We start from the raw sequence: 24,088 nt of genomic DNA, 5'->3' as shown, positions 1-24,088 counted from the left end.
GTGAATCGTTTTGGAGAAAGTAAAAATCACTGAAGTAGGACCAAGAGACGGATTACAAAACGAAAAAACCATTCTCTCAACTCAGGATAAATTTGAATTCGTAAAACGTCTAGTAGAATCTGGGACAAAACACATCGAGCTCACTTCATTTGTCAGAAAAGATAGAATACCCCAAATGGGTGATGCAATCGAACTATCTGCACTCGTGTTACCAAAATTTGCAAATGATGTTGAATTTTCCTGTCTGACACCCAACACCAAAGGATATGAAGCCGCAAAAGAAGCAGGTTTCAAAGAAGTGGCAGTGTTTACAGCGACTTCTGAATCTTTTACGAAGAAAAACATCAACATGACAGTTTTGGAAAGTTTTACTTCCTTCCAACCTATTTTTGAACAAGCCAAACAAGATGGAATCAAAGTCAGAGGTTATATTTCAACAGTGATTGCCTGTCCCTATGAAGGAAAAATAACACCTGATAAAACATTAGATGTCGCATTGCGACTATTAGATGCTGGTGCCTATGAAATTTCCTTAGGGGAAACAATCGGTGTAGCTGTTCCGGATGAGGTTGAAAAATTATTAGATGTCTTACTTAAAAAAATTCCAATCTCTTATCTCAATTGTCATTTCCATGATACTTATGGTATGGCAATTGCGAATACAAAACAAGCTCTCTCTATGGGGATACGAAGTTTTGACAGTTCTGCCGGAGGTTTAGGAGGTTGCCCCTATGCAAAAGGAGCCGCTGGGAATGTGGCAACAGAAGATTTGGTTTATTTTTTAACAAGAGAAGGATATGATACAGGGATTCAACTGGATTCACTAGTAAGAGTGAGTCAATTTATGGAAACAAAACTAGATCGTCAATTTAGTTCCAGAACCTTCATTGCTAAAAAAAATGCCAGCTGATGCCATCTTACTAAAGAAAAAATTAGAGAATCTAAAAAACAAATATGAAAGTGTATCCTATTTGGATACAGATCCCATTTGTTTCCCCAAACAATTCACAGATCCACTGGATATCGAAATTATATCGCTCGTTGCTTGTTTATTTGCATATGGGTCAGTCAAAAACATTCAGAATTTTTTAAATCCTATCGTTTCGGCAATGGGACCTTCTCCTTATCTTTTCTTAAGACAAAAACAGAGTTCGTTTGATCCATTTCTAAAGACAATCAATGGGTATCGTTTCCAAACCAAAGAGGATCTAATTGTTTTCTTTGTAACCTTACAAAGGATCATACAAAATCACAAACTTAAGGATCCGATCTTTGAATCCATTTTTTTAAGTGGAGGAAAATACTTCCGAAAGGAAACGTCGATACAGAATTTCCAATCCTATATGGAACAAGAATTCAAAATTACCTTGGGCAACAAACCACTTACTTATGGTTTACAATTCTTAATTGGTAAGTGGAAATCCAAATCACCTAAAAAAAGAATTTCCCTTTTTTTACGTTGGATGGTACGAAACCAGTATCCTGATTTTGGAATCTACAAACAAATCCTTCCGAGTGAAATACCCTATCCCATGGATGTTCACATCCAAAAATTGAGTAAGGTATTAGGAATTCGTGACAAAAAACAAGTGAAGTTAGATGATGCGTTCCTTCTTACTGAGTATTTTAGTTTACTGAATCCCACAGATCCCTTGTTATACGATTTTTATTTAACAAGGGTAGGAATCATTGAAAAATGCAAAGGTAGTTATGTAGAGGAAATTTGTAAGGTGTGTGAATTGAGGGAGGTTTGTTTGGTAGTGCCACGGGGAATTGAACCCCGATTGCAAGGATGAAAACCTTGTGTCCTAACCATTAGACGATGGCACCGTTTGAGAACGTTTTCTAAGAGTATCAAACTCTTATGTTTGAGTCGTCGGGGATTCGAACCCCGGACCCATTCCTTAAAAGGGAATTGCTCTACCAGCTGAGCTAACGACTCGTTCTGTAGCCAAGAATATCGAACCACCTTTCTCGGTCAACAACTACTTAAAAAAAAGATTCAGAACTATCTATTTTTTTTAATCCATGATGATCGTATGTTCACGATCAGGTCCAGTCGATACAATTCCAATTTTTGTATTCACTAAGTCTTGTAACGACTTGATATAAGATTGGCACAATGGTGGTAATTTCGAAAATGAATTGATACCAGAGATATCATCTTTCCACCCTTTAAACTCGGCAAACAACGGTTTAACGCTCTCAAGTCCTTGTGATGGGAAAAAATCTAATTTTTTTCCTTTGTATTCATATCCAACCACTACAGGGATAGAATCATAATGACTAAGAACATCAATTTTCGTTAGAACAAGTGAGTTAATCCCATTCACTGTGACTGCATGTTTGATCATCTGTACATCAAACCATCCACATCGCCTTGGTCTTCCTGTAGTGGATCCGTATTCCCCACCTAACTTACGAAGAACGTCTCCTGCTTCACCTAAAATTTCGGATGGGAAAGGTCCCTCTCCAACTCTAGTTGCATAAGCTTTTGTGATCCCAATTACATCTTTTAAATAACGGAAACTTACTCCGGAACCAGCAAGAGCTCCCCCTGTGGTTGGATTGGAACTGGTCACATAAGGATACGTTCCGAAGTCAATATCTAGTCCAGTCCCTTGTGCACCTTCTAGAAGTACACGTTTGCCTTTTTCCAATTCGCTATTGAGATAATACACTGTATTTACAATGTTTTTTCCCATTTTATCAGCAAAATCTAAAAGGAAATCATACATCTCTGTTGGATTCACTGGTTCTAAATCATAGTATTTTACAAGTTCTTGGTTTTTTACTTCCAGAATATGATTGAGTTTTGATTTTAAAAGGTCTTTATCGAGTAAGTCTCCTGCACGGACTCCATTACGTAACATTTTGTCCGCATAACACATACCAATGCCTTTTTTTGTGGTTCCAATTTTTCGTTCTGGGGAAGAACCAGCTTCTCTTGCCTCATCGATCAATCGATGATACGGTAGGAGGATGTGGCAAGAATCACTGATAAGGACTTTATCTTTGACGCGAAATCCATGTGCTTCTAAATCAGCACATTCTTTTAGAAAGTATTCAGGATCTAAAACAACCCCATTCCCAATCACACACGTAGTATTGTCATAAATGATCCCAGAAGGAACTAAATGGAAAATGTATTTTTTACCACCAACAACGACAGTATGGCCCGCATTTGCGCCACCTTGGTAACGTACGATGATATCTGTATCTTTTGAAAGGTAATCAATAACTTTTGCTTTTCCTTCATCACCCCATTGGGCTCCAACGACTAAATTTGCAGGCATAAATCCCTCATTTTTCCTTATTTAACAAAACTTCAATAGAATCCAAATGCAGTGCAAATCCACATGCATCCTTTTGTATCCCTGTAAAACTTTCATATAAATCATTATACACACCACCAGCAAAAACTGGCTCAGGGTCATGTTCTACATACCCTTGAAACATAAAACCCGTGTAATACGATAAATCTCGAACAAGAGAAGGATCCCATATACAGGATACACCTTGCATCTGCTTGTTCCAAACGTCAAAAAAAGATGTGATCGAATCCAAATCGTTTTTTAGTAAATGCAATTCTTCTTCGGATAAATTAGATTCCAAATCTTTCTTAAAATCAGCCATTCCATTTACAGGGATCGGTTTGAGTAATAACTGAATGATTTTCATATGAGAATCTTTCGTATTTGTTCTTGCAGCAAGAGACACTAATTCTGGGATATTCTTCGTGTATAAAAATTGTCGTAAAACTTTTGTTTGTTCTTCATTCCAACCTAGAATTTCTAACAAATTTCGAAAAAAAGAAGAATGACCAAACACAATCGTAAATGTTTTGTTAGGAATCGTTTTGTCCCAAAGTTTTTTCAAAATTTTGATTTGGGAAATCAATTGGTTTGTATCACTTTTTCCTAAACTCTCGACTCCGATTTGTAAAATCTCTCGTCTGGAAGCGTTTCGTTTTTTATGGTCTCTTATCTTTTTGGCAAAATAATAGATGTTTTGGTTTTCTTCCCAATGGGATCTAGCTGCCATCCCTTTCACAACCTGTAATGTTAGGTCCACACCGGGAGAGAGTTCATTTCCATCCCAGTCCTTCGTGACGAGTAAACTCTCAACACCTTCATGCAATTGGGAACGAAAGGAATTGGAATAATCAAAACTAGGTAGAGTGATTTCAGAATACCCTTCTCTTTCAAAGAGTTCCGAAAACGATTGTAGTAAATTTCGCCGGTTTCTGCTTTCTTCCGGTCCTAAAAAATGAAATCCATCGGGTATCCATTTCTGTTCCGAGGAAATTGATTTGTTTTTTTGATTCATACCGGGATCTCGATCACCCAAGAAGTCAGGTTAGAGAAATCCTGGATTTACGCAATCAATTGTAAAAATCGAATAGACAAATCGAAACTTTTCAGTACGCTGATGTCGGTTTAGAGGCATACATGACAGAAAAAGAAGCCACTTTGGGACGTTGGCACAAAGAATTTTTTGAGAACATTCACTTATTTGTAAAATCCGGTCTTTCGGAACAAGAAGCAAAGTCCATTTTAGAAGAATTTTTAGTTCTATCACAAGCAACTCCTAAACCCAAGGTCATGGAAATTTTCCAAGAGCCCGAACGATTAGAAGAGATTGGTGTCTACACAGACATCAGACCCGAGCCTCGCGATTTTATGCTCAAATTCCTAGACCCCATCATGAAGAAGTTTAAGGTGGAAGGAACAGAGAATTTAAAACTCCTCGATGGCATCATTGGCAAATACCCAGTCACTCTTATCTCTAACCACTTAAGTCATTTAGATGCTCCTGCCATTTTTACTCTACTTTACAATTCGGGGCCAGAAGGTAGAAAGATCGCAGAGTCTCTTGTTTTCATTGCGGGAAGACTTGCCTTTGAACCTGATTTTACACGCCTAGGTCTTTATATGTTTGGTACTCTCCTTGTTTGTTCCAAAAAAGATATGGCGGATAACCCTTCTCTTTCTGATGTCATGACGAAAATCAATATGCGTGCTTTTCGTAATTCACAAAAATTACAATCAGATGGAAAGGTAATCTCCATTTTCCCGGAAGGAACTCGCTCTCGTGATGGAAGGCTCATGCCATTTGTGGACACAGTGTACCATTATGTAGCTAACAAAGTCATTTTGCCAATCTCTCTCGAAGGTACTGAAAAAATTCTACCGATTGAAGGATTACTCTTCAACCAAGCCGTTGGAAAACTTGTGATCGGTAAACCTGTACTTGTTGGAGAACTGACAAAACGAGAAATGGAATCGTTTCCATCTCATATCGAACAAATTTCGTTTCCAGGAAGTGGTGACAAAAAACAATTTATCATTGATAACCTTGCCCTTCTTGTGGGAAGTAATCTCAACAAACACAAACATGGAACATATCGAAACCTTTACCGAGGTGACGTTAGAGAAACGAACCAACTCATTTCACTTCCCAAAAAACCAGACGAACACGTAGTCATCATTGGTTCATCCAATATGTCTGTCGCCTTTGCTTGCATCCTAGCCAATAAAAATGTCAAAGTGACGATCTACCATCCAGATTCAGAAATGGTGGCTCGTAGTAACGAAGAAAGACGTGACATTATCCATTACCCAATTTACAAGCTACCACCAAACATAGATTTTTCGGATAAACCAGAAGTGTTAGAATCAGCAACATTATTTGTCCAAGGAACAAATCCTTGGGAATTTGATGCTGTTTACTCCAAAATCAGAACCTATTTACAAAAAAATAAATCACCTATGGTGAATGTAATCAAAGGTTTCACTGGATCTAAAAAGGGGCTCATCCTCGAAGACTTAAACGAACTTCTCCTCATTGAAAGGGATCGATTGGCAGTCGTATCTGGTGCATGTTACCCAGACCAAATTATGGAACGAAAAATTTCTGGATTTGAAATTTCTGCCTTTGAGGATTCCTTGATTCCAAAACTCAAAGAACTTCTCACCAATAATTATGTATTCACTAGAACCGCTATCAATTCCAGAGATACAAAAGGGGTTCAGCTTGGTGGTGCTTTAAAAACTATTTATGCACTTGCAATGGGACTAGTAGAAGGATACTTCAAACGCGAATTAGGTGGGAATGTCGACAATACTCTATTCCATTTGAGTAACCGATTTTTTAATGAAATGGTCTCAATTGGTGTATTACTCGGAGGAGATCCCACTACGTTTAATGGATTATCTGGAATGACTGATTTTATGTTAGCATGTTTTGGATCTGACACGAGAGACCGCAAGTATGGTTATGATCTGGCGAATGGAACAAGACCAGAAAAAATCACTAATGGTTTTTATGGTCTAAAAGTGTTACCAAACCTCATCCAACTAGATGAAAAAAGACATCCAATTGTTGCTTCTGCTTATAAAACAGTGATCCAAAACGAAGATTTTGATATAGTTGCGGAAGAATTACAAAAACAGTTAGCTAGAGTTTAGGGATAGAAACGATAAAAACAGTTTGGCCTGGTTCGGAAAATAACCGGATCTGGCCTTTGTGCCTTTCTTCTACGGATTGTTTAACGATCCCAAGACCAAGCCCGGTTCCTTCTCCTTTTTCCTTCGTTGTATAAAAGGGCTCAAAAATACGTTTTTGCATAGTCTGTGGAATTCCAGGACCATCGTCCTTAATGGATACTTCAACATCGGTATTTGTTTCTTCCACCTGCACCGTCAACTTACCTTTGAAGTGCATTGCTTGTAAGGAATTATAAATCAAATTGGTCCAGATTTGGATGAGTTCGTCTGGATAACCCATGATCACAGGATTTGCGTTGTACAATCGAATGCATTCAATACCTGATTTCATTTTGTTCTGATACAAAGTAAGGACAGTTTCGATTGTATCTATGATATTGGTTTGGATTTTAGCAGAACCTCTGTCCATCCTTCCATAATTTTTTAAACTATAAACGATTTTCGATGTGCGTTCCACTGCTAAACGAATCGATTCAATACTACGTAACGCATTTAATTCATTTAAGATGATACTCAGTATGGGAGTATTTTTTAGTTTTTCCACAAAACTTGTATTTTCTAAAATATAATCAGATACACCCAAATCTACAATACGATCAGCCAAATCATAAGGGGATTCAATATTGGCAGTAACAAACAGTGATTCTAAATTCTTTTTGATTTTCCTTGTCTCAGAAAAACTATAAGTTTTTGGTTTTACTTGGAATAGTTCAGTGATCCAACGAATGATTTCCAGAGCATCCTTGTCTGTATATTTCCCCATACAATTCCGAATCTCAAGTAACCTAGATCCAAAATCTCCTAATCGGTTTTGTAATTGTTCGCTAAAAGCAGAGATAGCCGCCAAAGGGTTGTTAATTTCATGTGCCACACTTGCTACGAGTTGGCCAAGTGTAGCCATTTTTTCGGATAAAATCAATTGGTCTTGAGTTTTCTGTAAATCTTCTAAGATACGGTTGAGTTCTTTTGTCCTTTCTTTGACAGCAAACTCAAGAGCTTCTTTATTTTGTTTGGATTCAGTGATATCAATGAGAATCGCAAGTAAAGTGGAACGACCATCATGATTGAGAATTGTATTCCCAGAAACCACATGTCGTATTTCCCCCGATTTAGTTCGAACACTTGCTTCCATACCAGTGCTCCAACCTTTTTTTTGAACTTCTGCGAGTAACCTTGCTCGGTCTACCTTTGTAATCCAAATATTCAAATCATGTGATGTTTTGCCGATGATTTCTTCTCTATTAAAACCAATGAGACGACAATATGCCTCATTCACATCATCGTATCTACCTGTTTCTGCATTTGATAAACTAACAGCCGCAGGATTTAACCTAAAAACACTTTCAAACAAATCCTTACTTAACTTTAATTCTTTTTGCAGTGCATTTGCAAGTTTCTCTTTCTCTTTTAAAGCGGTTATATTTTGCCCCGCACTGAGTAAGTACCGACCATTCTCTACAATTTTCCCACTAAAAAGAATGGTTACAGTTTCATTCGTCTTTGTCAAAAGGGGAACTTCAAAGTTAAGTACAAAGCCATCTATCTTTAATTTGGTTAAAATGAGATCCCGGTCTGCCAGATTTGAATAAATTCCTAAATCAATTGTGGTTCTTCCGACAACCTCCTCTCTCTTACGACCAAGCCAATTACAATAAACTTCATTTGCTTCTACATACAGTCCTGTTTGCAAGTCGGTAATCGCCATACCAATGGGGCTTTCTGCAAAACTGGTATGCCAAATTCGATCAGTGATGGGTAAAGAGGAGTCCATAGTTTTCGGAGGTTAAAAGGTAGCGGAATCCACAGGTCTGGCAATAAAAAAACCTACTTAAGAATGTTCTCAAGTAGGTTTTTCACCAAGGAATCCGTGTTAGCGGATAAGAAGTTACTTAGAAGCAGCTACTTTTTCTTTTTTCGCCTTTTTAGGTTTCTCTTCTTTTTTAGCAGGTTTTTTCTCTTCGCGTTTTGCTTTCGCTTCTGCTTTGAGTTCGTCTTGTGTTTTTCTATCTACAAGTTCTAAAATTCCCATCGCAGTGTTGTCTGAAGGACGGTTTACCAATCGAATGATTCTCGTATACCCGCCCACTCGTTCTGCATAACGATTTGCTAAATCCTTCAAAAGTTTATTCACGATCTCTTGGTCACCAAGGTGGCTATAAAGATACCTTGTATTGTGCAAAATCGCTGCATTTTTCTTTTGTTCGTCTAGGTTTGCTAAATTTGCATCTAGATTTTTTTTCGCTCTTGTGATGATTCGTTCTGCATAAGAACGAGCCACCTTTAACTTCGCTACAGAAGATTCAATTCTTTCGTGGCGAAGTAGAGAGATTACCATATTTTGGATCATAGCTTTTCTATGATCTGCTGATCTATTGAGTTGTTTAACTTTATTACGTTTGTTCATCTTAAAAATCTCTCATACCGAAAGAAAGTCCCATAGAGGAAAGTTTTGCTTTCAACTCTTGTAAACTTTGTTCGCTGAAATGTTTTGATTTCGTCATTTCGTCTTCTGATCTCTTTACGAGTTCACCAATGAAGTCAATTTCCAAACTGCGAAGAACGTTAGTCGAACGAACAGAAAGTTCTAATTCTTCTACGTGTTTCGATAATGCTGCTTTGAGTTTTTCATCAGCTTCATCTAACTCTTCTTCTTCCTCTTCAATTTCTTCTTCAAAATTGATGAATACAGTGAGATGGTCTTTTAGAATTTTAGCTGCTTGTGCAACTGCATCTTCAGGGGACACAGATCCATCAGTCCAAACTTCCATTGTTAGTTTTTCGTAATCAGATCTTTGTGCAACACGAGTTTCTGATACTTCAAACAATACTTTTTGGATTGGAGAAAAGATCGAATCGATTGGGATCGTTCCCAATACTTCGATATCTTTCTTTTTGTCTTCTGCAGGAACGTAACCACGTCCTCTTTGGATTTCCAAATCCATAATCAAATTAGCATCCTCATTGAGGGTAGCAATATGAAGATCAGGATTCATGATTTCAATAGAAGAATCTACAGCAAGGTCAGCAGCACGAAAGTAACCAGCACCTTTGAGTTCCAAGTGGATCACTTTACTTGCTTCTTTGTCTTCTGGCTCGTATTTGATTCGAACTTGTTTTAAGTTAAGAATGATACGAGTGACGTCTTCTGCAACACCTTCGATGTAGGAGAATTCGTGAGAAACTCCTTCAATGCGAATGGCAGAAATTGCTGCTCCTTCGATAGAAGACATGAGTGTACGACGAAGGGAGTTACCGATCGTTGTACCAATTCCTCTTTCGAAAGGTTCTGCAACAAACTTACCGTAGTTTGGTGTATTCACATCGGTAGTGAATTCGATTTTTTTGGGTCTTTTAAAACCTTTTAATAAATTCTTTGGAGACAATGTCGTATCCTTCTTCTCTAAATTCTTACTTCGAGTACAACTCTACGATTACCTGTTCTTTCACAGGGATATCAATATGCTCTCTTGTTGGAAGTGAAGTCACTTCTCCTGAGAACTTGGCATAATCCACACTCACCCAAGAAGCAGTACGATTGATTGCTTGGGCTAGTTTGATATTTTCTTCGATAAACGCGGATTTTTGGAACTTCTCACGAATTTCGATTTTATCACCAACATTCACACGATAAGAACAAATATCAACTCGGTGGCCATTCACTAAAATGTGTCTGTGAGCCACAAAGTTACGAGCTTGTCTTCTAGTAACAGCAAAACCCATACGATAAAGAACGTTATCCAATCTTCTTTCAAGGAATTGGAGTAAGTTCTCACCAGGAATCCCCGGAGTGTGAGAAGCTTCTTCAAAGTATCTACGGAATTGTTTTTCTAACACACCATAAGCGCGTTTTACTTTTTGTTTTTCACGTAGCTGTGCGCCGTATTCTGTTACCTTCCCTTTTTTCTTTGGAGGAAGACCTGGTGGGTACTTTCTCTTTTCAAGGGAAGATTTTTCTTTATGTAATGTATGACTATTTTTGAGAAAGAGGTTAAGCCCCTCTCTTCTCATCAATTTAACAACTGGACCTCGGTAACGTGCCATATCTAATTCCTACACCCTTCTTCTTTTTCGTGGTCGGCACCCATTGTGAGGGAGCGGAGTTACGTCTTTAATGAGTTTGATTGCAATCCCTTTTGTGGTCAAAGACCGAATGGCAGATTCACGTCCAATTCCAGGACCTGAAACCATTACATCCACTTCGGAAAGACCAGCAGCTTCAATTGCTTTCTCAGCAGCATTGGTAGCAGCTACTTGTGCTGCGTAAGGAGTGGATTTTTTGGACCCACGAAATCCCATCATTCCGGAAGAAGACCAAGAAAGAACGTTTCCAGCCATATCAGTAATCGATACGATTGTATTGTTAAACGAAGCTTGGATATAAACCTTACCCCGTGGAACGTTTTTCTTTTCTTTTTTCTTAACCTTTTTGGTATCTTTTTTATTCTTTGCGTCTTTTTCAGCCATGGACTGGTCCTCTACTTAGTAGCCTTTTTCTTATTGGCTACAGTCTTCTTGACTCCCTTACGGGTTCTTGCGTTGGTTCTTGTTCTTTGTCCGTTAACTGGAAGTCCACGTCTGTGACGGAAACCTCTGTAACAGCCCACATCCATCAATCGTTTGATGTTGAGGTTGACTTCGGAACGAAGATCCCCTTCTACCTGGTATGATTCTTCAATGACTCGTCGGATCGCGGCTTCTTGTTCGTCCGAGAGGTCCTTCACCCTGATAGATTCGTCAATTCCTGCTTTTTTCAGGATATTTTGAGAGGATGTCTTACCAATACCAAATACGTATGTAAGACCGATCACTATTCTTTTGTTTGATGGTAAATCAACACCCGCGATACGTGCCATATCTTCCTATCTTTGCCTTTGTTTGTGTTTTGGGTTCGTGCAAATCACTCGGATTACACCTTTTCTGCGAATGACTTTGCATTCTGGACAGATTTTTTTGACTGATGCTCTAACTTTCATTATAGTTTCCTATTTCTTTCTGTAAGTGATACGGCCCTTGGTTAAGTCATAAGGAGAAAGTTCCACAGTGACTTTATCTCCAGGTAGAATACGAATGTAGTGCATACGCATCTTTCCTGAAATGTGCGCTAAAACCTTGTGACCATTCTCTAGTTCCACACGGAACATTGCATTTGGTAACGGTTCTAAAACGGTTCCGTCAATGGTGATTGCTTCTTCCTTAGCCAGGGTCTATCTCCTACTGGATTGATTTTAAAATAGTGTTAGTGATTTCTTCCATACTTCCCAACCCATTGATTTGCCGAAGGATCCCCGTGCCTTTATAAAAGTCAATCAGGGGCAACGTCTTGGTGTTGTAAGTATGCAGACGGTTTTTGATGGTCTCTTCGTTGTCATCCGAGCGTCCTTCTTTGATCGCTCTACCTAGCAAACGTTTGACGAGTTCTTCATCAGGAACGTCTAGGTTGACAACGGAGTCGAGCTCCATGTGAAGCTCTTTGAGGATTTCCGAGAGAGCCTTTGCTTGCTCCACCGTCCTTGGAAATCCATCCAATATGAATCCATTTGCACAATCAGCTTCGACCAATCGGTCGCGAATTATGCCTATAACGACAGCATCTGGAACAAGGTCTCCAGCGTCCATAAATTTTTTTGCTTCAATCCCCATAGCAGTGCCATTTTTTACTGCGGCACGGAGGATATCGCCTGTGGAAATCTGAGGGATCTTGTATTTCTCTTTGATGATGTCAGCTTGTGTTCCCTTACCAGCACCTGGAGGGCCCATAAATATGAGTCTCTTCATTCGTTACACTCTTCCCTTGATTTTAGTCTTTTTCATGAAACCTTCGTAGTTTCTCATGAGGAGTTGGGCTTCGATTTGTTTTAAGGTTTCGAGTGCCACACCCACCATAATGAGAAGAGAAGTTCCTCCGAATGTATACACTAAAGTTCCACCACCTGTATTGGATCCCAGGTTTAAGAATTTAATGATGAGATACGGAGCAAGAGCAAGACCAGCAAGGAAAAGAGCACCCGGTAAGGTGATTCGATTCAAAATTTTCTCGATCATTTCTTTTGTTTGGCTTCCTGGACGAACACCTGGGATAAACCCACCGTATTTTTTTAAGTTATCAGCGAGTTCCTGTGGATTGAACTGAATTGCCGTATAAAAATAAGCAAAGAAGATGATGAGAGAAGTATAAATCACATAGTAAAATAAAGCATGGTACCAGATTTGTGAGAATGGGTTAAAATAATCCATAATCACAGCCCAACCAGCCCACTGTCCCCCTTTGGAAGACAACCACTGAACAATTGTTTGTGGAAATAGAATGAGGGAAGATGCAAAGATAATTGGCATTACGTTTGCACTGTTCACTTTGAAAGGAATGGATTGGCTACGAGCCTGTACCATCTTTCTACCCACCATCTGTTTTCCGTAATTCAGTGGAACCCGGCGAACCCCTTGGGTTAAAATCACCGTGAGTGAAATGAGAACAATAAAGATGATAATTAGGATCAGGATACTGAGAGCATCTGAAGTATCAGAAGTAAACATCGCAATGAGTGCTTCTGGCATACGACCAATGATACCCGCAAAGATAATGAGAGAAATTCCATTACCAATCCCACGTTCGGTGATTTGTTCCCCGAGCCAAATGAGAAGCACTGTTCCTGTTGTGATGGATAACATGGCAATCGGTAAAAAATACCCTTCGACGGAAGGATTGATTAGACCTGGGTATTTAGCCTGCGCAGTTCCCGATCCAGTGGACCAAGAATTGGCAAGTTGGATCACAGCAAGAGACTGAATTGCACAAAGAATGAGCGTTCCGTACTTCGTGTACTGTTGGATCTTTTTCCTACCCTCTTCCCCTTCTTTTTGCATTTTTTGCAAACTAGGAATGAGAACCATCACAAGTTGCATAATGATCGAAGAAGAGATATAAGGCATAATCCCAAGTGCAAAAATAGAAAATTTGAGAAGAGCACCACCAGCAAACAAATCTACCATTCCAAGGAAACCTTCACTTGGATCGGCAGTAATGCCCGTCACAATCAAACTGTTGATACCAGGAATGGTCACGTGAGTTCCCATTCTAAAAAGTAACAACATACCGATCGTAAATAGGATTTTAGATCTTAATTCCGGGATTCGAAAGATGTTAGCGATGGTTTGAAACATGGGTTATTTAGTTTTTTTTCTCTTCTTTTTTCTTTTCTCTGATGATGACTTTGCCACCTGCTTTTTCAATTTTCTCTTTTGCAGAAGCTGAAAATGCATCAACCGTAATGGTAATCGCAACAGTCACTTCACCAGTTCCGAGTAATTTAATCGGTCCTAGTTCGGATTTGATTAGTGCCTTTGCTTTCAAAATCGCAGGAGTCACTTCTCCCGAAAGACCAGCTTTCGTAAGAGAAATCAAATTCACTGGTTGGAATACTTCAGAGAAGATATTAGTAAAACCACGTTTTGGTAAACGTCTGTGAAGAGGGAGCTGTCCACCTTCAAATCCACGTCTCATGGATGCTGCACGAGCTCTTTGTCCTTTGGATCCACGAGTGGAAGTTTTTCCCATCCCTGATCCTGGACCTTGGCCCACTCGTTTCGGAGAGGTTTTTGCGCCTTCCGGAACGGGAACCAAGTTTTTGTTTCCGAGAGATGTGGATTTTTTAGCGCGTTTTGCACCAAACCCACGACCTTGTTCGATTCTTTCTTGTGCCATATGATTATACCTTTTCCACTTTCAACAAGTATCCTACTTGTCGTAACATCCCTTTCAATTGGGGAGTCATTTTGTGTTTTTTGGATTGACCTTTCTTTTTAAGGCCGAGAGCAATCAAAGTTTTTTTGTGCATTGGGATGATACCAATGGAACTTCTTTCTTGCGTTACGATCACTTCTTCCATAGTCAGTACCCTTTTATAGATCTTGCCCAAACAAGTGTTTGAGGCTAACACCACGTCGTTTCACCGCCATAGACGGAGTTTCCAACTGTTGTAATGCATCCATAGTCGCCTTTACAATGTTCATCGGGTTTGAAGATCCCCAAGATTTTGTTAGAACATCTTGGATCCCTGCTCTTTCCAATACGGAACGAACAGAAGCTCCCGCGATGATCCCAGTTCCAGGTGAAGCTGGTTTCAAAATCACACGTGCTGATTTGAATTGTCCAACCACATCGTGAGGAACGGTGTGACCAATATAATGAATGGATTTTAAATTCTTTTTTGCCGATTCAATGGACTTACGGATTGCATCTGGAACTTCATTTGCTTTTCCAAATCCAATGCCTACTTTTCCTTTGGAGTCACCTACAACGGAAAGAGCATTAAAAGAGAAACGACGTCCCCCTTTTACTACTTTGGCGACGCGGTCGATTTTAACGACTTTCTCAGTAAATTCTTTTGTTTCTTCTTCTAACATCATTTAGAACTCCAATCCACCTTCACGGGCAGAATCAGCAAACGCAGCGATTCTTCCATGGTAAACCATCCCAGAACGGTCTAGTACCACTTGGGAAACACCCGCTTTTTTCGCCTTATCAGCGACTACTTTACCGAGTTCGGTTGCAGCCGATTTACTCTTCTTAGAATTTTCATGTTTCGGAAAATCTTTCTCGAGAGTGGTTGCGTAAACTAGTGTTACACCTTTTGCATCATCAATGATTTGTGCAGTCAGGTAACGGTTTGTTTTGTTAAACACTAACCGAGGTCTATCCGATGTTTGGCGGAGTTTGTAACGAACTCTCTCCGCTCTTCTCAATCTTTTACTATTTTTAGCTGTCTTGTTGATCATGACGTTCTACTTCTTACCGGTTTTTCCGGCCTTTCTACGGATGTATTCGTTCTGATATTTGATCCCTTTCCCTTTGTAAGGCTCTGGAGGTCTTTTGGAACGAATGTCAGCCGCAACTTGTCCAACCAGTTGTCGGTCAATGCCCGATACTTTGATTTTGAGCTGATCTGCGACTTCAATTTTGATGCCATTTGGCTCAGGGAAAACCACTTCGTGAGAATAACCAAGTGCCATCACAAGATCCTTACCACGTTTTTGCGCACGGTAACCGACCCCAGTGATTTCTAGGTTTTTTTCCCATCCAGTTGTGACACCCTTTACACAGTTCATCGCAAGGGAACGAACGAGACCGTGGAGAGCCACTGTCTTTTGGTCTTCACTTTTTCTTGTGAACACCAATTCGCCGTTTTCAACGTTTGCTCCGACACCTTCGTAAAGTGGAGTTTTTAATTCCCCTAACGGCCCTTTGATTGTAAGGACTTCTGCATCTGCTTTAACTTCTACCTTTGCAGGCAATTTGATGATACTTTTTCCAACTCGAGACATGGTGTTATCGTTCTCTAGAATACCTTACAGAGAACTTCCCCTCCTACTCTGAGTTTACGAGCGCGTTTTCCCGTCATCACACCTTTCGAAGTCGAAAGGATGAGTGTTCCGATGTTATTTCGGAAAGGACGGATTTCACCAGACTGGATATATACCCGTCGTCCTGGTGTGGAAACACGTTCAATCATACGGATCACAGGTTTTTTCTCTGTGTCGTATTTCAATTTTACTTGGAAGTCATCAAAACTTCCATTTTTTACAGTTTGGACATCATCTACAAAACCTTCTTCTTTGAGAAGATCTAGGATGGACTTTTTGATTTTGCTACCAGGAATCACACAAAGCTCATGTTTAGCTTGTTGTGCGTTTCTAATTCTTGTTAGCATATCTGCGATTGGATCTGAAAGACTCATATCTTACCTTAACCTAATTACCAGGAGGACTTTTTCACACCGGGGATCTGAGCCTTGCTAGCAAGGTCCCGGAAGCAAAGACGACACATATCAAAGCGGCGCAAATAAGCGCGTGATCGACCACAAAGAGGGCAACGATTGTACTCTCTCACTTTGAATTTTTGCTCTTTGGCGTGGCGTTCCATCATTGATTTTTTCGCCATGAGTAATCTCCTACTTACCTGCCGCTCGGTAAGGCATACCGAAGGCTTGGAATAATTCGAACGCTTCTTTGTCCACTTCCGTGTTCGTTACGAAAGTGATATTGATTCCATAGATCGTATTGATTTTATCAAATTGGATCTCTGGGAAAATGATCTGTTCTCTAACAGAAAGGTTATAATTCCCTCTGCCATCAAATCCCTTCGGGCTAACACCACGAAAGTCACGAACCCTTGGAAGGGCTACGTTGATGAAACGATCAAGGAACTCATACATATGATGTCCACGTAGAGTCACTTTGCAACCGAGAACCATTCCTTCTCTCACTTTGAAACCCGCGATGGATTTTTTAGCGAAAGTTTTCACAGGTCTTTGTCCAGTGATTTGGCCAATTTCCACAAGACATGCTTCCATTGCCTTAGGGTTTGTGTGAGCTTCACCCATCCCTACGTTGATTACGATTTTCTCTAATTTAGGAACTCGCATCACACTTTGAAAGCCGAGTGACTTTTGGAGTGTAGGACGAATTTCCTTTTCGTATTTTGATTTAAGCCTAGGTACCATATCTATACTTCTTTCCCTTCAGGTCGAGTCACTCGTACGGATTTACCATCCTTCTTGGCAAAGCCCAAGCGTACAGCCTTAATTTTCTTCTTTGGCTTCGCTTTGTTCTCTGCTTTTGCGTCGTGAAACATCACATTGGAAATATGGATTGGGAATTCGATCTCAATCGCACCACCACCAGGGTTTTCTTGGGTTGGGCGAACGAATCTTTTTCTTTTGTTCACACCTTCGATGTAAACACGGTCTTTGCGTTTATCAACAGCAAGAACCTTCCCTTTTTTTCCTTTTTCTTTTCCAGAAATCACAAGAACTTCGTCGTCCTTTTTGATTTTTGTTTTTTTGAATTTAGTAGGCTCGGAACCTCTATATGCTAACTTAGTCGCCATTTTAGAGAACCTCCGGAGCTAGAGATATAATTTTCATGTATTTTTTATCACGTAGTTCGCGAGCAACAGGTCCGAAGATCCTTGTTCCTTTTGGATTCCCTTTATCATCGATAATGGCAACCGCATTGTCATCAAAACGGATGTAAGTTCCATCTGGACGACGAACTTCTTTTTTCGTTCTTACGACAACGGCTCTTTGAACCGCTTTGTTATGCACTTTTTTTCCTTGCCCGTCACGAAGTCCGTATGCAGGTTGTGCTTCTTTCACAGCGACGATGATTTCGTCACCAAGCGTTGCGTAGCGTTTTTTGGAACCGCCAAGCACTTTAACGCACATGACTTTTTTCACACCCGAGTTATCGGCTACTTGTAAAATAGTTTCTTGTTGGATCATACTAATTTCGCCTTCTCAATTACCTTTACAAGTTTATGGTGTTTCTGTTTAGAAAGTGGTCTTGTTTCCACAGCGATGACTCGATCACCAACTTGACACTCGTTCTTCTCATCGTGAATTTTCACACGAGAAGTTCTGGTCATAATTTTCTTAAACCGTGGGTGCACTTTTCTAGTGATGATTTCGATCACTACAGTTTTATCCATAGCATCACTCACAACTACACCTTGAATGGTTAAAGATTTTTTAGAGTTTTTATCTTCCATAACCTACTTCTTCTTACCTTTGCTTGTTTTAGCGACTTTTGGAGCCGAACCAGCTTTCGGTGCGATTTGTTTGAGTTTGCCTTTTGCAGCTAGTTCCTTCTCACGAAGCACAGTTAACGCTTGGGCAATTCTCTTCTTATGATTGCGGATTACTTTCGGGTTTTCAAGAGATCTTGTAACACCAAATTGGAATCTTGCTTTTCTGACTTCTTCGGAAGAGGAAAGAATTTCTTTCTTCAAATCTTCTGGAGAAAGTGATTTGAAATCGTCTTTCATAGAACGTTCCTCTTAACAAATGAAGTTTCAACTGGCAGTTTAAATGCTGCTAGGTGGAGTGCTTTTCTAGCTGTATCTTCATCTACACCAGCCATTTCAAAAAGAACTCGTCCTGGTCGGATTTCAGCAATCCAGAACTCAGGGTTACCTTTACCTTTACCCATACGAGTTTCGGCAGGTTTTTTAGTGATTGGTAAATGAGGGAAGATCCTGATCCATAATTTCCCACCTCGTTTGACTTGGCGGTTGATAGTGATCCTTGCTGCCTCAATTTGTCGCGCAGTGATACGACCGGAAGAGATGGCTTTTAAACCAAACTCACCGAACGCAACGTAAGAACCTCTTTCGTCCTTACCTTTTAAGCGCCCTCTTTGGCGTTTTCTAAATTTTACTCGTTTAGGTGCTAACATGATGGTTTCTCTTTAGTACTTCTTAACTCGTTCTACGTTTTACAGCGTATTTATCTTCATCGGATTCTTCCTTCGTTGGGAAATAATCACCTGTATAAGTCCATACTTTCACACCGATTTGTCCGAAAGTCGTGAGAGCTTCTTTGAATCCAAAATCAATTTTGGCACGAAGAGTATGAAGAGGAACTCGTCCTTCCATATACTTTTCAGTTCTTGCCATATCCGCCCCATTGAGACGTCCAGAGATTTGGATTTTCACACCTTCCACTCCACCGCGCATCGCACGACGAAGCTCCGCTTTCATGACGCGACGGAAAGGCATCCTTTGTTCGATTTGAAGGGCAACCGTTTCAGCAATCGCTTGTGCGATGATCTCTGGTTTTTTCACTTCGATGATGTTCATCCCAATCGGTTTATCAGCGTATTTTTTTAGCTCTTGTTTTACCGCTTCGATGTTTTGGCCTTTTTGACCAATCACCATACCTGGTTTAGAAGTATGGAGGTTCACGTTGATTTTTTCAGGGAATCTTTCGATCACGATTTTCACAACGGATGCGTTTTTGAATTTCTTCTGAAGGAATCTACGGATCTTGATATCTTCGTGAAGATTTTTGATGTAATCTTGTTTGGAAAACCAAACCGAATCCCAGTTACGTGTGATTCCGATTCGTAGTCCGATTGGATTTACTTTCTGACCCATAAATTAGCTAACCTTCTTTTCGATTTCAGATACAACAACAGTGATGTGGCTTAGGCGTTTACGGATCCGAGACGCACGACCTCGTGCTCTTGGGCGGAAACGTTTCATGATTGGGCCGTCATCCACATAGATTTTTTTAACATAAAGTGAGCTAGGATCTAAACTTTCATTCATCTGAATGGCATTTGCCACTGCAGAGTTGAGAAGGTTAATGATCATTGAACTTGCAGATTTGTTTGTAAATCGCAAGATATCTATCGCTTCTTTGTAATCGTATCCACGAACTTCATCAGCAACCAGGCGAGCTTTTCTGGCAGAAATTCTGAGGTGTTTTCCTACTGCTTTTGCTTCCATCACTCTACCTATTTCTTCGCTACTTTTTTGTCTCCACCATGACCTTTGAAGGTTCTAGTGGGAGCAAATTCACCGAGTTTGTGTCCAATCATGTTTTCATTCACATAAACAGGAACAAACGCTTTGCCATTATGAATCATGACTGTATGACCAATCATATCTGGATAAATGGTACTTCTTCTGGACCAAGACTTGAAGGGAGTTTTTTTCCCTTCAGAGTTTAACTTGGTGATTTTTTTCATGAGGTGGTCGTCGATGAACGGACCTTTTTTTAAGCTTCTAGCCATGAGTATCTAGATCCTACCTATTCCTGTTTTTCTTACGTCTTTGGACAATAAAACGATCAGACGGTCTAGTCTTACGTGTTTTAAATCCTTTCGTAGGTTTACCCCAAGGAGTCACTGGGTGACGACCTCCGGAAGTTCTACCTTCACCACCACCGAGTGGGTGGTCCACAGGGTTCATAACGACCCCTCTTACCTTCGGTCTTTTTCCTAACCAACGGTTACGACCGGCTTTTCCTATGATCACTAAGTTGTGGTCTTTGTTGGAAAGTTCTCCAACAGTCGCCAAACACTCTTTACGTACCTTTCGGATTTCCGAAGAAGGAAGTTTGAGTGAAACGTAGTCACCGTCTTTTGCAGAGATCACAGCGAAGGAACCTGCTGTTCTTGCAATCTGACCACCTTTTCCAATATGGAGTTCGATGTTGTGAACGTTTGTTCCTGCAGGGATTTTATCCAATGGAAGTGTATTTCCAAGTTTAATCTCTGCGTTTGGACCAGACTCAATTTTATCCCCAACTTTAAGACCGTTTGGAGCTAAAATGTATCGGTATTCCCCATCCGCATAACAGACAAGAGCAATGAATGCTGAACGGTTTGGATCGTATTCAATTGTTTTTACTGTAGCAGGGATCCCAAATTTATTACGTTTGAAATCGATGATACGAAACTTTCTTTTGTTACGTCCACCTTTGCGTCTAACAGCAATACGTCCCTTATTGTCACGACCAGCTTTGTATGAAAAATTGGCAGTGAGAGGTTTATAAGGAACCACTTCTGTGATTTCTTTGAAATCTAATACCGAATAATACCGGCTAGACTGTGTTGTGGGTTTAAGTTTTCTAATTCCCATAATTAAACCTTAGCAAAATCCAAATTTGCTCCGTCAGCAAAGGTCACTACTGCTTTTTTGTAGTGAGGTCTTGGGGACGGCATGTTTCTAAAACGTTTCATTTTTCCACGATAAACGGCTACGTTTATAGCAGTCGGAACGACGTTATACATTTGTTTCAGGGCTTGTTTGATCAAAGTTTTGTTCGCATCCGGGTGGACTTTGAACGTATACTTGACAGTTCTTTTTCCCATACGTTCTCCAATTGTTTGCAGGTCTTGCGACTTTTCTGTAACAACTGGTGATAAGATTACATTCTCTAGGTTCACTGTCTTATCCTTTCTTAGAATACTGAGCCTGAAGCTCTTTTAAAGCGCTTTCAGAGATTACTAAATTGTTATTATAGAGGATGTCTCGGCAAACGACTCGTTTGCTGTTCACATATTTGAGGTTCTCTATATTGCGAGTGGATCTTTTTAGGAATTGGTTTTCACCAGCTACTACAAATCCCACGTTACCCTTCTCTGCAATGTCCATGTTCTTCAAAATGTTGTAGATGGACTTTGTGGAGTAAGAAGAAGGTTCTACGTCTTCTATGATCGCGATTCTGTTTTCTTCTGCCTTTTTGTTAAGGATGGAGAGAACAGCTTTCTTCTTAACGCTGCGTGACAAGTTAGAGGAATAATCTCTTGGTTTTGGTCCATGAATGATACCACCACCAACGAAATGTGGAGCTCTGATGGATCCTTGTCTTGCACGACCAGTTCCTTTTTGAGCCCAAGGTTTGATTCCCCCACCGCGAACTTCGGAACGATCTTTAGTCGAATGTGTTCCTTGTCTGTTGTTCGCATTTTCAGCTTTAACCGCATCATAGATGGCTCCAAGCGAAATGCCGGTAGCAAATAATTCTGCCGGAAGTTCAACTTCGCTTACGAATACGCCTTCTTTATTGTATTTACGCGCTTTCATGTTCTACCTATCTATCCGATTTTTTCTATCGTAACGATACCGCGTTCCCTTCCTGGAACCGGACCGGATACAAATACCAAGTTAGCATCTGCATCAATTTTTACTACTTTCAGGTTTCGAACAGTTGTCTGCTCAGAACCCATTCTTCCACCCATCTTCAAACCCTTGAACACACGTCCAGGAGTTGTGTTCGATCCAATCGAACCAGGGTGTCTTTGGAAACGAGAACCGTGCCCAGCAGGACCACCAGCAAAACCATGGCGTTTTACAACACCTTGTGTTCCCTTCCCTTTAGAAGTTCCGGTCACTTTTACTGTATCATTCAAAGCAAAAACATCAGCGAGTTTCAATTCTGAACCCACTGCAACGCCTTCAAATCCTTTGAATTCAACCAAAGTTTTTTTAGGAGAAGCGATATTCGCTTTTTTAATGTGTCCAACTTCGGCCTTTGTTAAGTGTTTTTCTTTGGCATCACCGAATGCTAATTGAACAGCTTCATAGCCATCATTAGCAGATGTTTTTACCTGGGACACAAAACAAGGACCCACGCGTAAAACAGTAACAGTTACCATCTTACCGTCGTTATTGAATATGTGGGCCATGCCCAATTTTTCGCCGATTAAACCTTTAGCCATGGATCCTATCCTTAGGATTTAATATCTACGGAAACTCCAGCAGGGAGTTGAAGCTTCATTAGGGCTTCTACCGTATCTTCATTCGTATTTAAAATATCGATGAGTCTCTTGTGAGTTCTCATTTCAAATTGTTCTCTAGCTTTTTTATTCACGTGCGGAGAACGTAATACCGTGTAGATTTCTTTTTTCGTTGGAAGTGGGATAGGACCGGAGACAGTAGCTCCAGTCCTTTTCGCAGTTGCAACGATTTCAAAGGTTGATTGGTCAATCAACCGATGATCGAAAGCTTTTAACTTAACGCGAATTCTTTGTCCAGCCATTGCGATTACTCAACGATCTCCGCAACAACACCAGAACCAATTGTTCTTCCACCCTCACGGATCGCGAACTTCAAACCTTGGTCCATAGCAATTGGGTGGATAAGTTCGATAGACATCGTAACGTTATCACCTGGCATAACCATTTCCATTCCACCAGGTAAGTTACAAACACCAGTGATGTCAGTAGTTCTGAAGTAGAATTGTGGACGGTAGTTGTTAAAGAATGGAGTGTGACGTCCACCTTCGTCTTTTGTAAGAACGTAAACTTCCGCTTTAAACTTTCTGTGTGGAGTGATGGTACCTGGTTTCGCAAGAACTTGACCTCTTTCGATGTCTTCTTTTTTTGTTCCGCGAAGAAGAGCACCAATGTTGTCTCCAGCTTCAGCTTGGTCGAGTAGTTTACGGAACATCTCAATACCAGTAACAACTGATTTAGATGTATCACGGATACCAACGATTTCGATTTCGTCGTTGATCTTAAGAACTCCTTGCTCAACACGACCAGTTGCAACAGTTCCACGACCAGTGATAGAGAATACGTCCTCTACTGGCATTAAGAAAGGTTTGTCAACTACACGTGTAGGGTTTGGAACGTAAGTATCAACAGCTTCCATCAATTTCAAAATGGATTTCATTCCTAAGTCGGAATCTTCACCTTCTAGAGCTTTTAAAGCAGATCCAGAGATGAAAGGTGTTTTGTCACCTGGGAAGTTGTATTTGTTAAGAAGGTCTTTGATTTCCTCTTTAACCATCTCAATCATGTCTTCTCTTTCATCAGCAGCAAGCATGTCTGCTTTGTTAAGATAAACAACGATGTAAGGAACACCAACTTGGCGAGCAAGAAGGATGTGTTCTTTGGTTTGTGGCATAGCACCGTCAGTTGCAGAAACTACGAGGATCGCAGCGTCCATCTGAGCAGCACCAGTAATCATGTTTTTAACATAGTCCGCGTGACCTGGACAATCTACGTGTGCATAGTGACGGTTAGGAGTTTCATATTCCTGGTGAGAGGTTGCAATAGTAATCCCACGAGCCTTTTCTTCTGGCGCGTTGTCGATTTGGTCATAAGCAACAGCTTTATTCTTACCACCGATCGCTTTTGCAAGGGTTGTAGTGATAGCCGCTGTTAGCGTAGTTTTACCGTGGTCAACGTGACCAATAGTTCCGATGTTTAAGTGTGGTTTTGAGCGGTCAAATTTTTCTTTAGCCATTGTTAGAATCTACTCCTCAATCGTGGTGCAAGACCCGATATTCGGT

37 protein-coding genes and 2 tRNA genes are annotated in these 24,088 nt (G+C 40.3%); 3 read left to right on the top strand and 36 right to left on the bottom strand.

The genetic code is table 11. The features are described 5' to 3' along the window. Nucleotides 1-10: 10 nt before the first annotated feature. Together ND855_RS06845 and ND855_RS06840 are read left to right on the top strand one after the other, a co-directional pair. On the top strand, nt 11-910 hold the full coding sequence (locus tag ND855_RS06845) for a hydroxymethylglutaryl-CoA lyase (RefSeq protein WP_265357720.1): 900 nt from the start codon (nt 11-13) through the stop codon (nt 908-910). Further along, nucleotides 900-1,796 (top strand): TIGR02757 family protein, encoded by an 897-nt coding sequence (locus tag ND855_RS06840; RefSeq protein ID WP_265359353.1) that lies wholly within the window; start codon nt 900-902, stop codon nt 1,794-1,796. Before ND855_RS06845 ends, ND855_RS06840 begins: the two co-directional genes overlap by 11 nt. Here ND855_RS06840 and ND855_RS06835 read toward each other — a convergent pair. The 4 genes from ND855_RS06835 to ND855_RS06820 all read right to left on the bottom strand — a co-directional run bounded on the left by ND855_RS06835 (nt 1,756) and on the right by ND855_RS06820 (nt 4,329). Then, nucleotides 1,756-1,830 (bottom strand) — tRNA-Glu (locus tag ND855_RS06835). The two genes, ND855_RS06840 and ND855_RS06835, sit on opposite strands and share 41 nt — an antisense overlap. Before the next feature lie 39 nt (nt 1,831-1,869). Continuing rightward, a tRNA-Lys gene (locus ND855_RS06830) sits at nt 1,870-1,942 on the bottom strand. A gap of 79 nt (nt 1,943-2,021) precedes the next feature. Beyond that, on the bottom strand, nt 2,022-3,296 hold the full coding sequence (locus ND855_RS06825) for an adenylosuccinate synthase (RefSeq protein WP_265357719.1): 1,275 nt from the start codon (nt 3,294-3,296) through the stop codon (nt 2,022-2,024). Nucleotides 3,297-3,303: 7 nt separating this feature from the next. Next, nucleotides 3,304-4,329 (bottom strand): ATP phosphoribosyltransferase regulatory subunit, encoded by a 1,026-nt coding sequence (locus ND855_RS06820; RefSeq protein ID WP_265357718.1) that lies wholly within the window; start codon nt 4,327-4,329, stop codon nt 3,304-3,306. Nucleotides 4,330-4,451: 122 nt separating this feature from the next. Between ND855_RS06820 and ND855_RS06815 the strand changes: the two genes are divergently transcribed. After that, a complete protein-coding gene (locus ND855_RS06815; RefSeq protein WP_265357717.1) occupies nt 4,452-6,470 on the top strand; it encodes a 1-acyl-sn-glycerol-3-phosphate acyltransferase in 2,019 nt (672 codons plus the stop codon). Here ND855_RS06815 and ND855_RS06810 read toward each other — a convergent pair. The 32 genes from ND855_RS06810 to tuf all read right to left on the bottom strand — a co-directional run bounded on the left by ND855_RS06810 (nt 6,460) and on the right by tuf (nt 24,042). Continuing rightward, entirely contained in the window at nt 6,460-8,280 is a 1,821-nt protein-coding gene (locus ND855_RS06810; RefSeq protein WP_265357716.1) for a PAS domain-containing sensor histidine kinase, read from the bottom strand. The genes ND855_RS06815 and ND855_RS06810 overlap by 11 nt on opposite strands. Nucleotides 8,281-8,394: 114 nt before the next feature. After that, on the bottom strand, nt 8,395-8,913 hold the full coding sequence (gene rplQ / locus ND855_RS06805; RefSeq protein WP_100727885.1) for a 50S ribosomal protein L17: 519 nt from the start codon (nt 8,911-8,913) through the stop codon (nt 8,395-8,397). Between the two features lies 1 nt (nt 8,914). After that, nucleotides 8,915-9,892: a DNA-directed RNA polymerase subunit alpha gene (locus ND855_RS06800; RefSeq protein WP_002974165.1), complete on the bottom strand. Its 978-nt coding sequence runs from the start codon at nt 9,890-9,892 to the stop codon at nt 8,915-8,917. A 25-nt stretch (nt 9,893-9,917) separates the two neighbouring features. Beyond that, entirely contained in the window at nt 9,918-10,550 is a 633-nt protein-coding gene (rpsD, locus tag ND855_RS06795) for a 30S ribosomal protein S4 (RefSeq protein WP_100727886.1), read from the bottom strand. 9 nt (nt 10,551-10,559) lie between these two features. Beyond that, complete coding sequence (gene rpsK / locus ND855_RS06790) at nt 10,560-10,973, bottom strand: 30S ribosomal protein S11 (RefSeq protein WP_004783964.1); 414 nt, start codon at nt 10,971-10,973, stop codon at nt 10,560-10,562. An 11-nt stretch (nt 10,974-10,984) separates the two neighbouring features. Beyond that, nucleotides 10,985-11,362 carry a 30S ribosomal protein S13 gene (gene rpsM, locus ND855_RS06785; protein ID WP_035983662.1) on the bottom strand — a complete coding sequence of 126 codons (378 nt, stop codon included), beginning with the start codon at nt 11,360-11,362 and terminating at the stop codon, nt 10,985-10,987. A gap of 6 nt (nt 11,363-11,368) precedes the next feature. Next, nucleotides 11,369-11,482: a 50S ribosomal protein L36 gene (gene rpmJ, locus ND855_RS06780; protein ID WP_002974084.1), complete on the bottom strand. Its 114-nt coding sequence runs from the start codon at nt 11,480-11,482 to the stop codon at nt 11,369-11,371. 9 nt (nt 11,483-11,491) lie between these two features. Next, nucleotides 11,492-11,710 carry a translation initiation factor IF-1 gene (infA, locus tag ND855_RS06775; RefSeq protein WP_012476295.1) on the bottom strand — a complete coding sequence of 73 codons (219 nt, stop codon included), beginning with the start codon at nt 11,708-11,710 and terminating at the stop codon, nt 11,492-11,494. 10 nt (nt 11,711-11,720) lie between these two features. Continuing rightward, nucleotides 11,721-12,284 carry an adenylate kinase gene (locus ND855_RS06770; protein WP_039928997.1) on the bottom strand — a complete coding sequence of 188 codons (564 nt, stop codon included), beginning with the start codon at nt 12,282-12,284 and terminating at the stop codon, nt 11,721-11,723. A 3-nt stretch (nt 12,285-12,287) separates the two neighbouring features. Then, nucleotides 12,288-13,667 carry a preprotein translocase subunit SecY gene (gene secY, locus ND855_RS06765; RefSeq protein WP_015678147.1) on the bottom strand — a complete coding sequence of 460 codons (1,380 nt, stop codon included), beginning with the start codon at nt 13,665-13,667 and terminating at the stop codon, nt 12,288-12,290. A 7-nt stretch (nt 13,668-13,674) separates the two neighbouring features. Beyond that, the gene (gene rplO, locus ND855_RS06760) at nt 13,675-14,208 is read right to left on the bottom strand and encodes a 50S ribosomal protein L15 (RefSeq protein ID WP_265357715.1); all 534 of its coding nucleotides are present in this window, start codon (nt 14,206-14,208) and stop codon (nt 13,675-13,677) included. A gap of 4 nt (nt 14,209-14,212) precedes the next feature. Continuing rightward, entirely contained in the window at nt 14,213-14,392 is a 180-nt protein-coding gene (gene rpmD / locus ND855_RS06755; protein ID WP_002974048.1) for a 50S ribosomal protein L30, read from the bottom strand. Between the two features lie 13 nt (nt 14,393-14,405). After that, nucleotides 14,406-14,909: a 30S ribosomal protein S5 gene (gene rpsE, locus ND855_RS06750; protein WP_002973816.1), complete on the bottom strand. Its 504-nt coding sequence runs from the start codon at nt 14,907-14,909 to the stop codon at nt 14,406-14,408. 3 nt (nt 14,910-14,912) lie between these two features. Further along, the gene (rplR, locus tag ND855_RS06745; RefSeq protein WP_265357714.1) at nt 14,913-15,281 is read right to left on the bottom strand and encodes a 50S ribosomal protein L18; all 369 of its coding nucleotides are present in this window, start codon (nt 15,279-15,281) and stop codon (nt 14,913-14,915) included. A 6-nt stretch (nt 15,282-15,287) separates the two neighbouring features. Further along, the gene (rplF, locus tag ND855_RS06740; RefSeq protein WP_265357713.1) at nt 15,288-15,827 is read right to left on the bottom strand and encodes a 50S ribosomal protein L6; all 540 of its coding nucleotides are present in this window, start codon (nt 15,825-15,827) and stop codon (nt 15,288-15,290) included. 14 nt (nt 15,828-15,841) lie between these two features. Then, nucleotides 15,842-16,240 carry a 30S ribosomal protein S8 gene (gene rpsH / locus ND855_RS06735; RefSeq protein WP_002973604.1) on the bottom strand — a complete coding sequence of 133 codons (399 nt, stop codon included), beginning with the start codon at nt 16,238-16,240 and terminating at the stop codon, nt 15,842-15,844. A 17-nt stretch (nt 16,241-16,257) separates the two neighbouring features. Continuing rightward, nucleotides 16,258-16,443: a type Z 30S ribosomal protein S14 gene (locus tag ND855_RS06730; RefSeq protein WP_012476296.1), complete on the bottom strand. Its 186-nt coding sequence runs from the start codon at nt 16,441-16,443 to the stop codon at nt 16,258-16,260. Between the two features lie 10 nt (nt 16,444-16,453). Beyond that, complete coding sequence (gene rplE / locus ND855_RS06725) at nt 16,454-17,005, bottom strand: 50S ribosomal protein L5 (RefSeq protein WP_100721710.1); 552 nt, start codon at nt 17,003-17,005, stop codon at nt 16,454-16,456. A gap of 2 nt (nt 17,006-17,007) precedes the next feature. Then, on the bottom strand, nt 17,008-17,391 hold the full coding sequence (gene rplX, locus ND855_RS06720; RefSeq protein ID WP_012388931.1) for a 50S ribosomal protein L24: 384 nt from the start codon (nt 17,389-17,391) through the stop codon (nt 17,008-17,010). A 1-nt stretch (nt 17,392) separates the two neighbouring features. Then, entirely contained in the window at nt 17,393-17,785 is a 393-nt protein-coding gene (rplN, locus tag ND855_RS06715; RefSeq protein WP_002974152.1) for a 50S ribosomal protein L14, read from the bottom strand. Continuing rightward, the gene (gene rpsQ / locus ND855_RS06710; RefSeq protein ID WP_012388932.1) at nt 17,782-18,051 is read right to left on the bottom strand and encodes a 30S ribosomal protein S17; all 270 of its coding nucleotides are present in this window, start codon (nt 18,049-18,051) and stop codon (nt 17,782-17,784) included. Before rpsQ ends, rplN begins: the two co-directional genes overlap by 4 nt. 3 nt (nt 18,052-18,054) lie before the next feature. Then, entirely contained in the window at nt 18,055-18,327 is a 273-nt protein-coding gene (rpmC, locus tag ND855_RS06705) for a 50S ribosomal protein L29 (RefSeq protein WP_100721558.1), read from the bottom strand. Beyond that, nucleotides 18,324-18,737 carry a 50S ribosomal protein L16 gene (rplP, locus tag ND855_RS06700; RefSeq protein ID WP_015678382.1) on the bottom strand — a complete coding sequence of 138 codons (414 nt, stop codon included), beginning with the start codon at nt 18,735-18,737 and terminating at the stop codon, nt 18,324-18,326. The genes rpmC and rplP overlap by 4 nt, the downstream gene beginning before the upstream one ends. A 22-nt stretch (nt 18,738-18,759) precedes the next feature. After that, nucleotides 18,760-19,437 carry a 30S ribosomal protein S3 gene (gene rpsC / locus ND855_RS06695; protein WP_100721560.1) on the bottom strand — a complete coding sequence of 226 codons (678 nt, stop codon included), beginning with the start codon at nt 19,435-19,437 and terminating at the stop codon, nt 18,760-18,762. Between the two features lie 3 nt (nt 19,438-19,440). Then, nucleotides 19,441-19,791 (bottom strand): 50S ribosomal protein L22, encoded by a 351-nt coding sequence (gene rplV, locus ND855_RS06690; protein WP_100721562.1) that lies wholly within the window; start codon nt 19,789-19,791, stop codon nt 19,441-19,443. Nucleotides 19,792-19,799: 8 nt separating this feature from the next. Then, nucleotides 19,800-20,078, bottom strand: coding sequence for a 30S ribosomal protein S19 (gene rpsS / locus ND855_RS06685; protein WP_002974021.1), 279 nt, complete (start codon nt 20,076-20,078; stop codon nt 19,800-19,802). 13 nt (nt 20,079-20,091) lie between these two features. Then, the gene (rplB, locus tag ND855_RS06680) at nt 20,092-20,928 is read right to left on the bottom strand and encodes a 50S ribosomal protein L2 (protein WP_135702096.1); all 837 of its coding nucleotides are present in this window, start codon (nt 20,926-20,928) and stop codon (nt 20,092-20,094) included. A gap of 2 nt (nt 20,929-20,930) precedes the next feature. Then, nucleotides 20,931-21,236 carry a 50S ribosomal protein L23 gene (locus ND855_RS06675; RefSeq protein ID WP_265357712.1) on the bottom strand — a complete coding sequence of 102 codons (306 nt, stop codon included), beginning with the start codon at nt 21,234-21,236 and terminating at the stop codon, nt 20,931-20,933. 4 nt (nt 21,237-21,240) lie between these two features. Beyond that, nucleotides 21,241-21,876 carry a 50S ribosomal protein L4 gene (rplD, locus tag ND855_RS06670; RefSeq protein WP_100727889.1) on the bottom strand — a complete coding sequence of 212 codons (636 nt, stop codon included), beginning with the start codon at nt 21,874-21,876 and terminating at the stop codon, nt 21,241-21,243. Between the two features lie 11 nt (nt 21,877-21,887). Beyond that, nucleotides 21,888-22,511 (bottom strand): 50S ribosomal protein L3, encoded by a 624-nt coding sequence (gene rplC / locus ND855_RS06665; RefSeq protein ID WP_100727890.1) that lies wholly within the window; start codon nt 22,509-22,511, stop codon nt 21,888-21,890. Nucleotides 22,512-22,522: 11 nt separating this feature from the next. Continuing rightward, nucleotides 22,523-22,831, bottom strand: a complete 309-nt coding sequence (gene rpsJ, locus ND855_RS06660; RefSeq protein ID WP_002974412.1) for a 30S ribosomal protein S10 — start codon at nt 22,829-22,831, stop codon at nt 22,523-22,525. 5 nt (nt 22,832-22,836) lie between these two features. Continuing rightward, nucleotides 22,837-24,042: an elongation factor Tu gene (gene tuf / locus ND855_RS06655; protein ID WP_100721764.1), complete on the bottom strand. Its 1,206-nt coding sequence runs from the start codon at nt 24,040-24,042 to the stop codon at nt 22,837-22,839. Nucleotides 24,043-24,088: the final 46 nt, after the last annotated feature.

The sequence above is a fragment of the Leptospira paudalimensis genome, assembly GCF_026151345.1.
In the GTDB taxonomy this organism is placed as follows: domain Bacteria; phylum Spirochaetota; class Leptospiria; order Leptospirales; family Leptospiraceae; genus Leptospira_A; species Leptospira_A paudalimensis.
The sequence above is the reverse complement of the archived record's forward strand: the minus strand, read 5'-3'. Positions and strand labels throughout refer to the sequence as shown.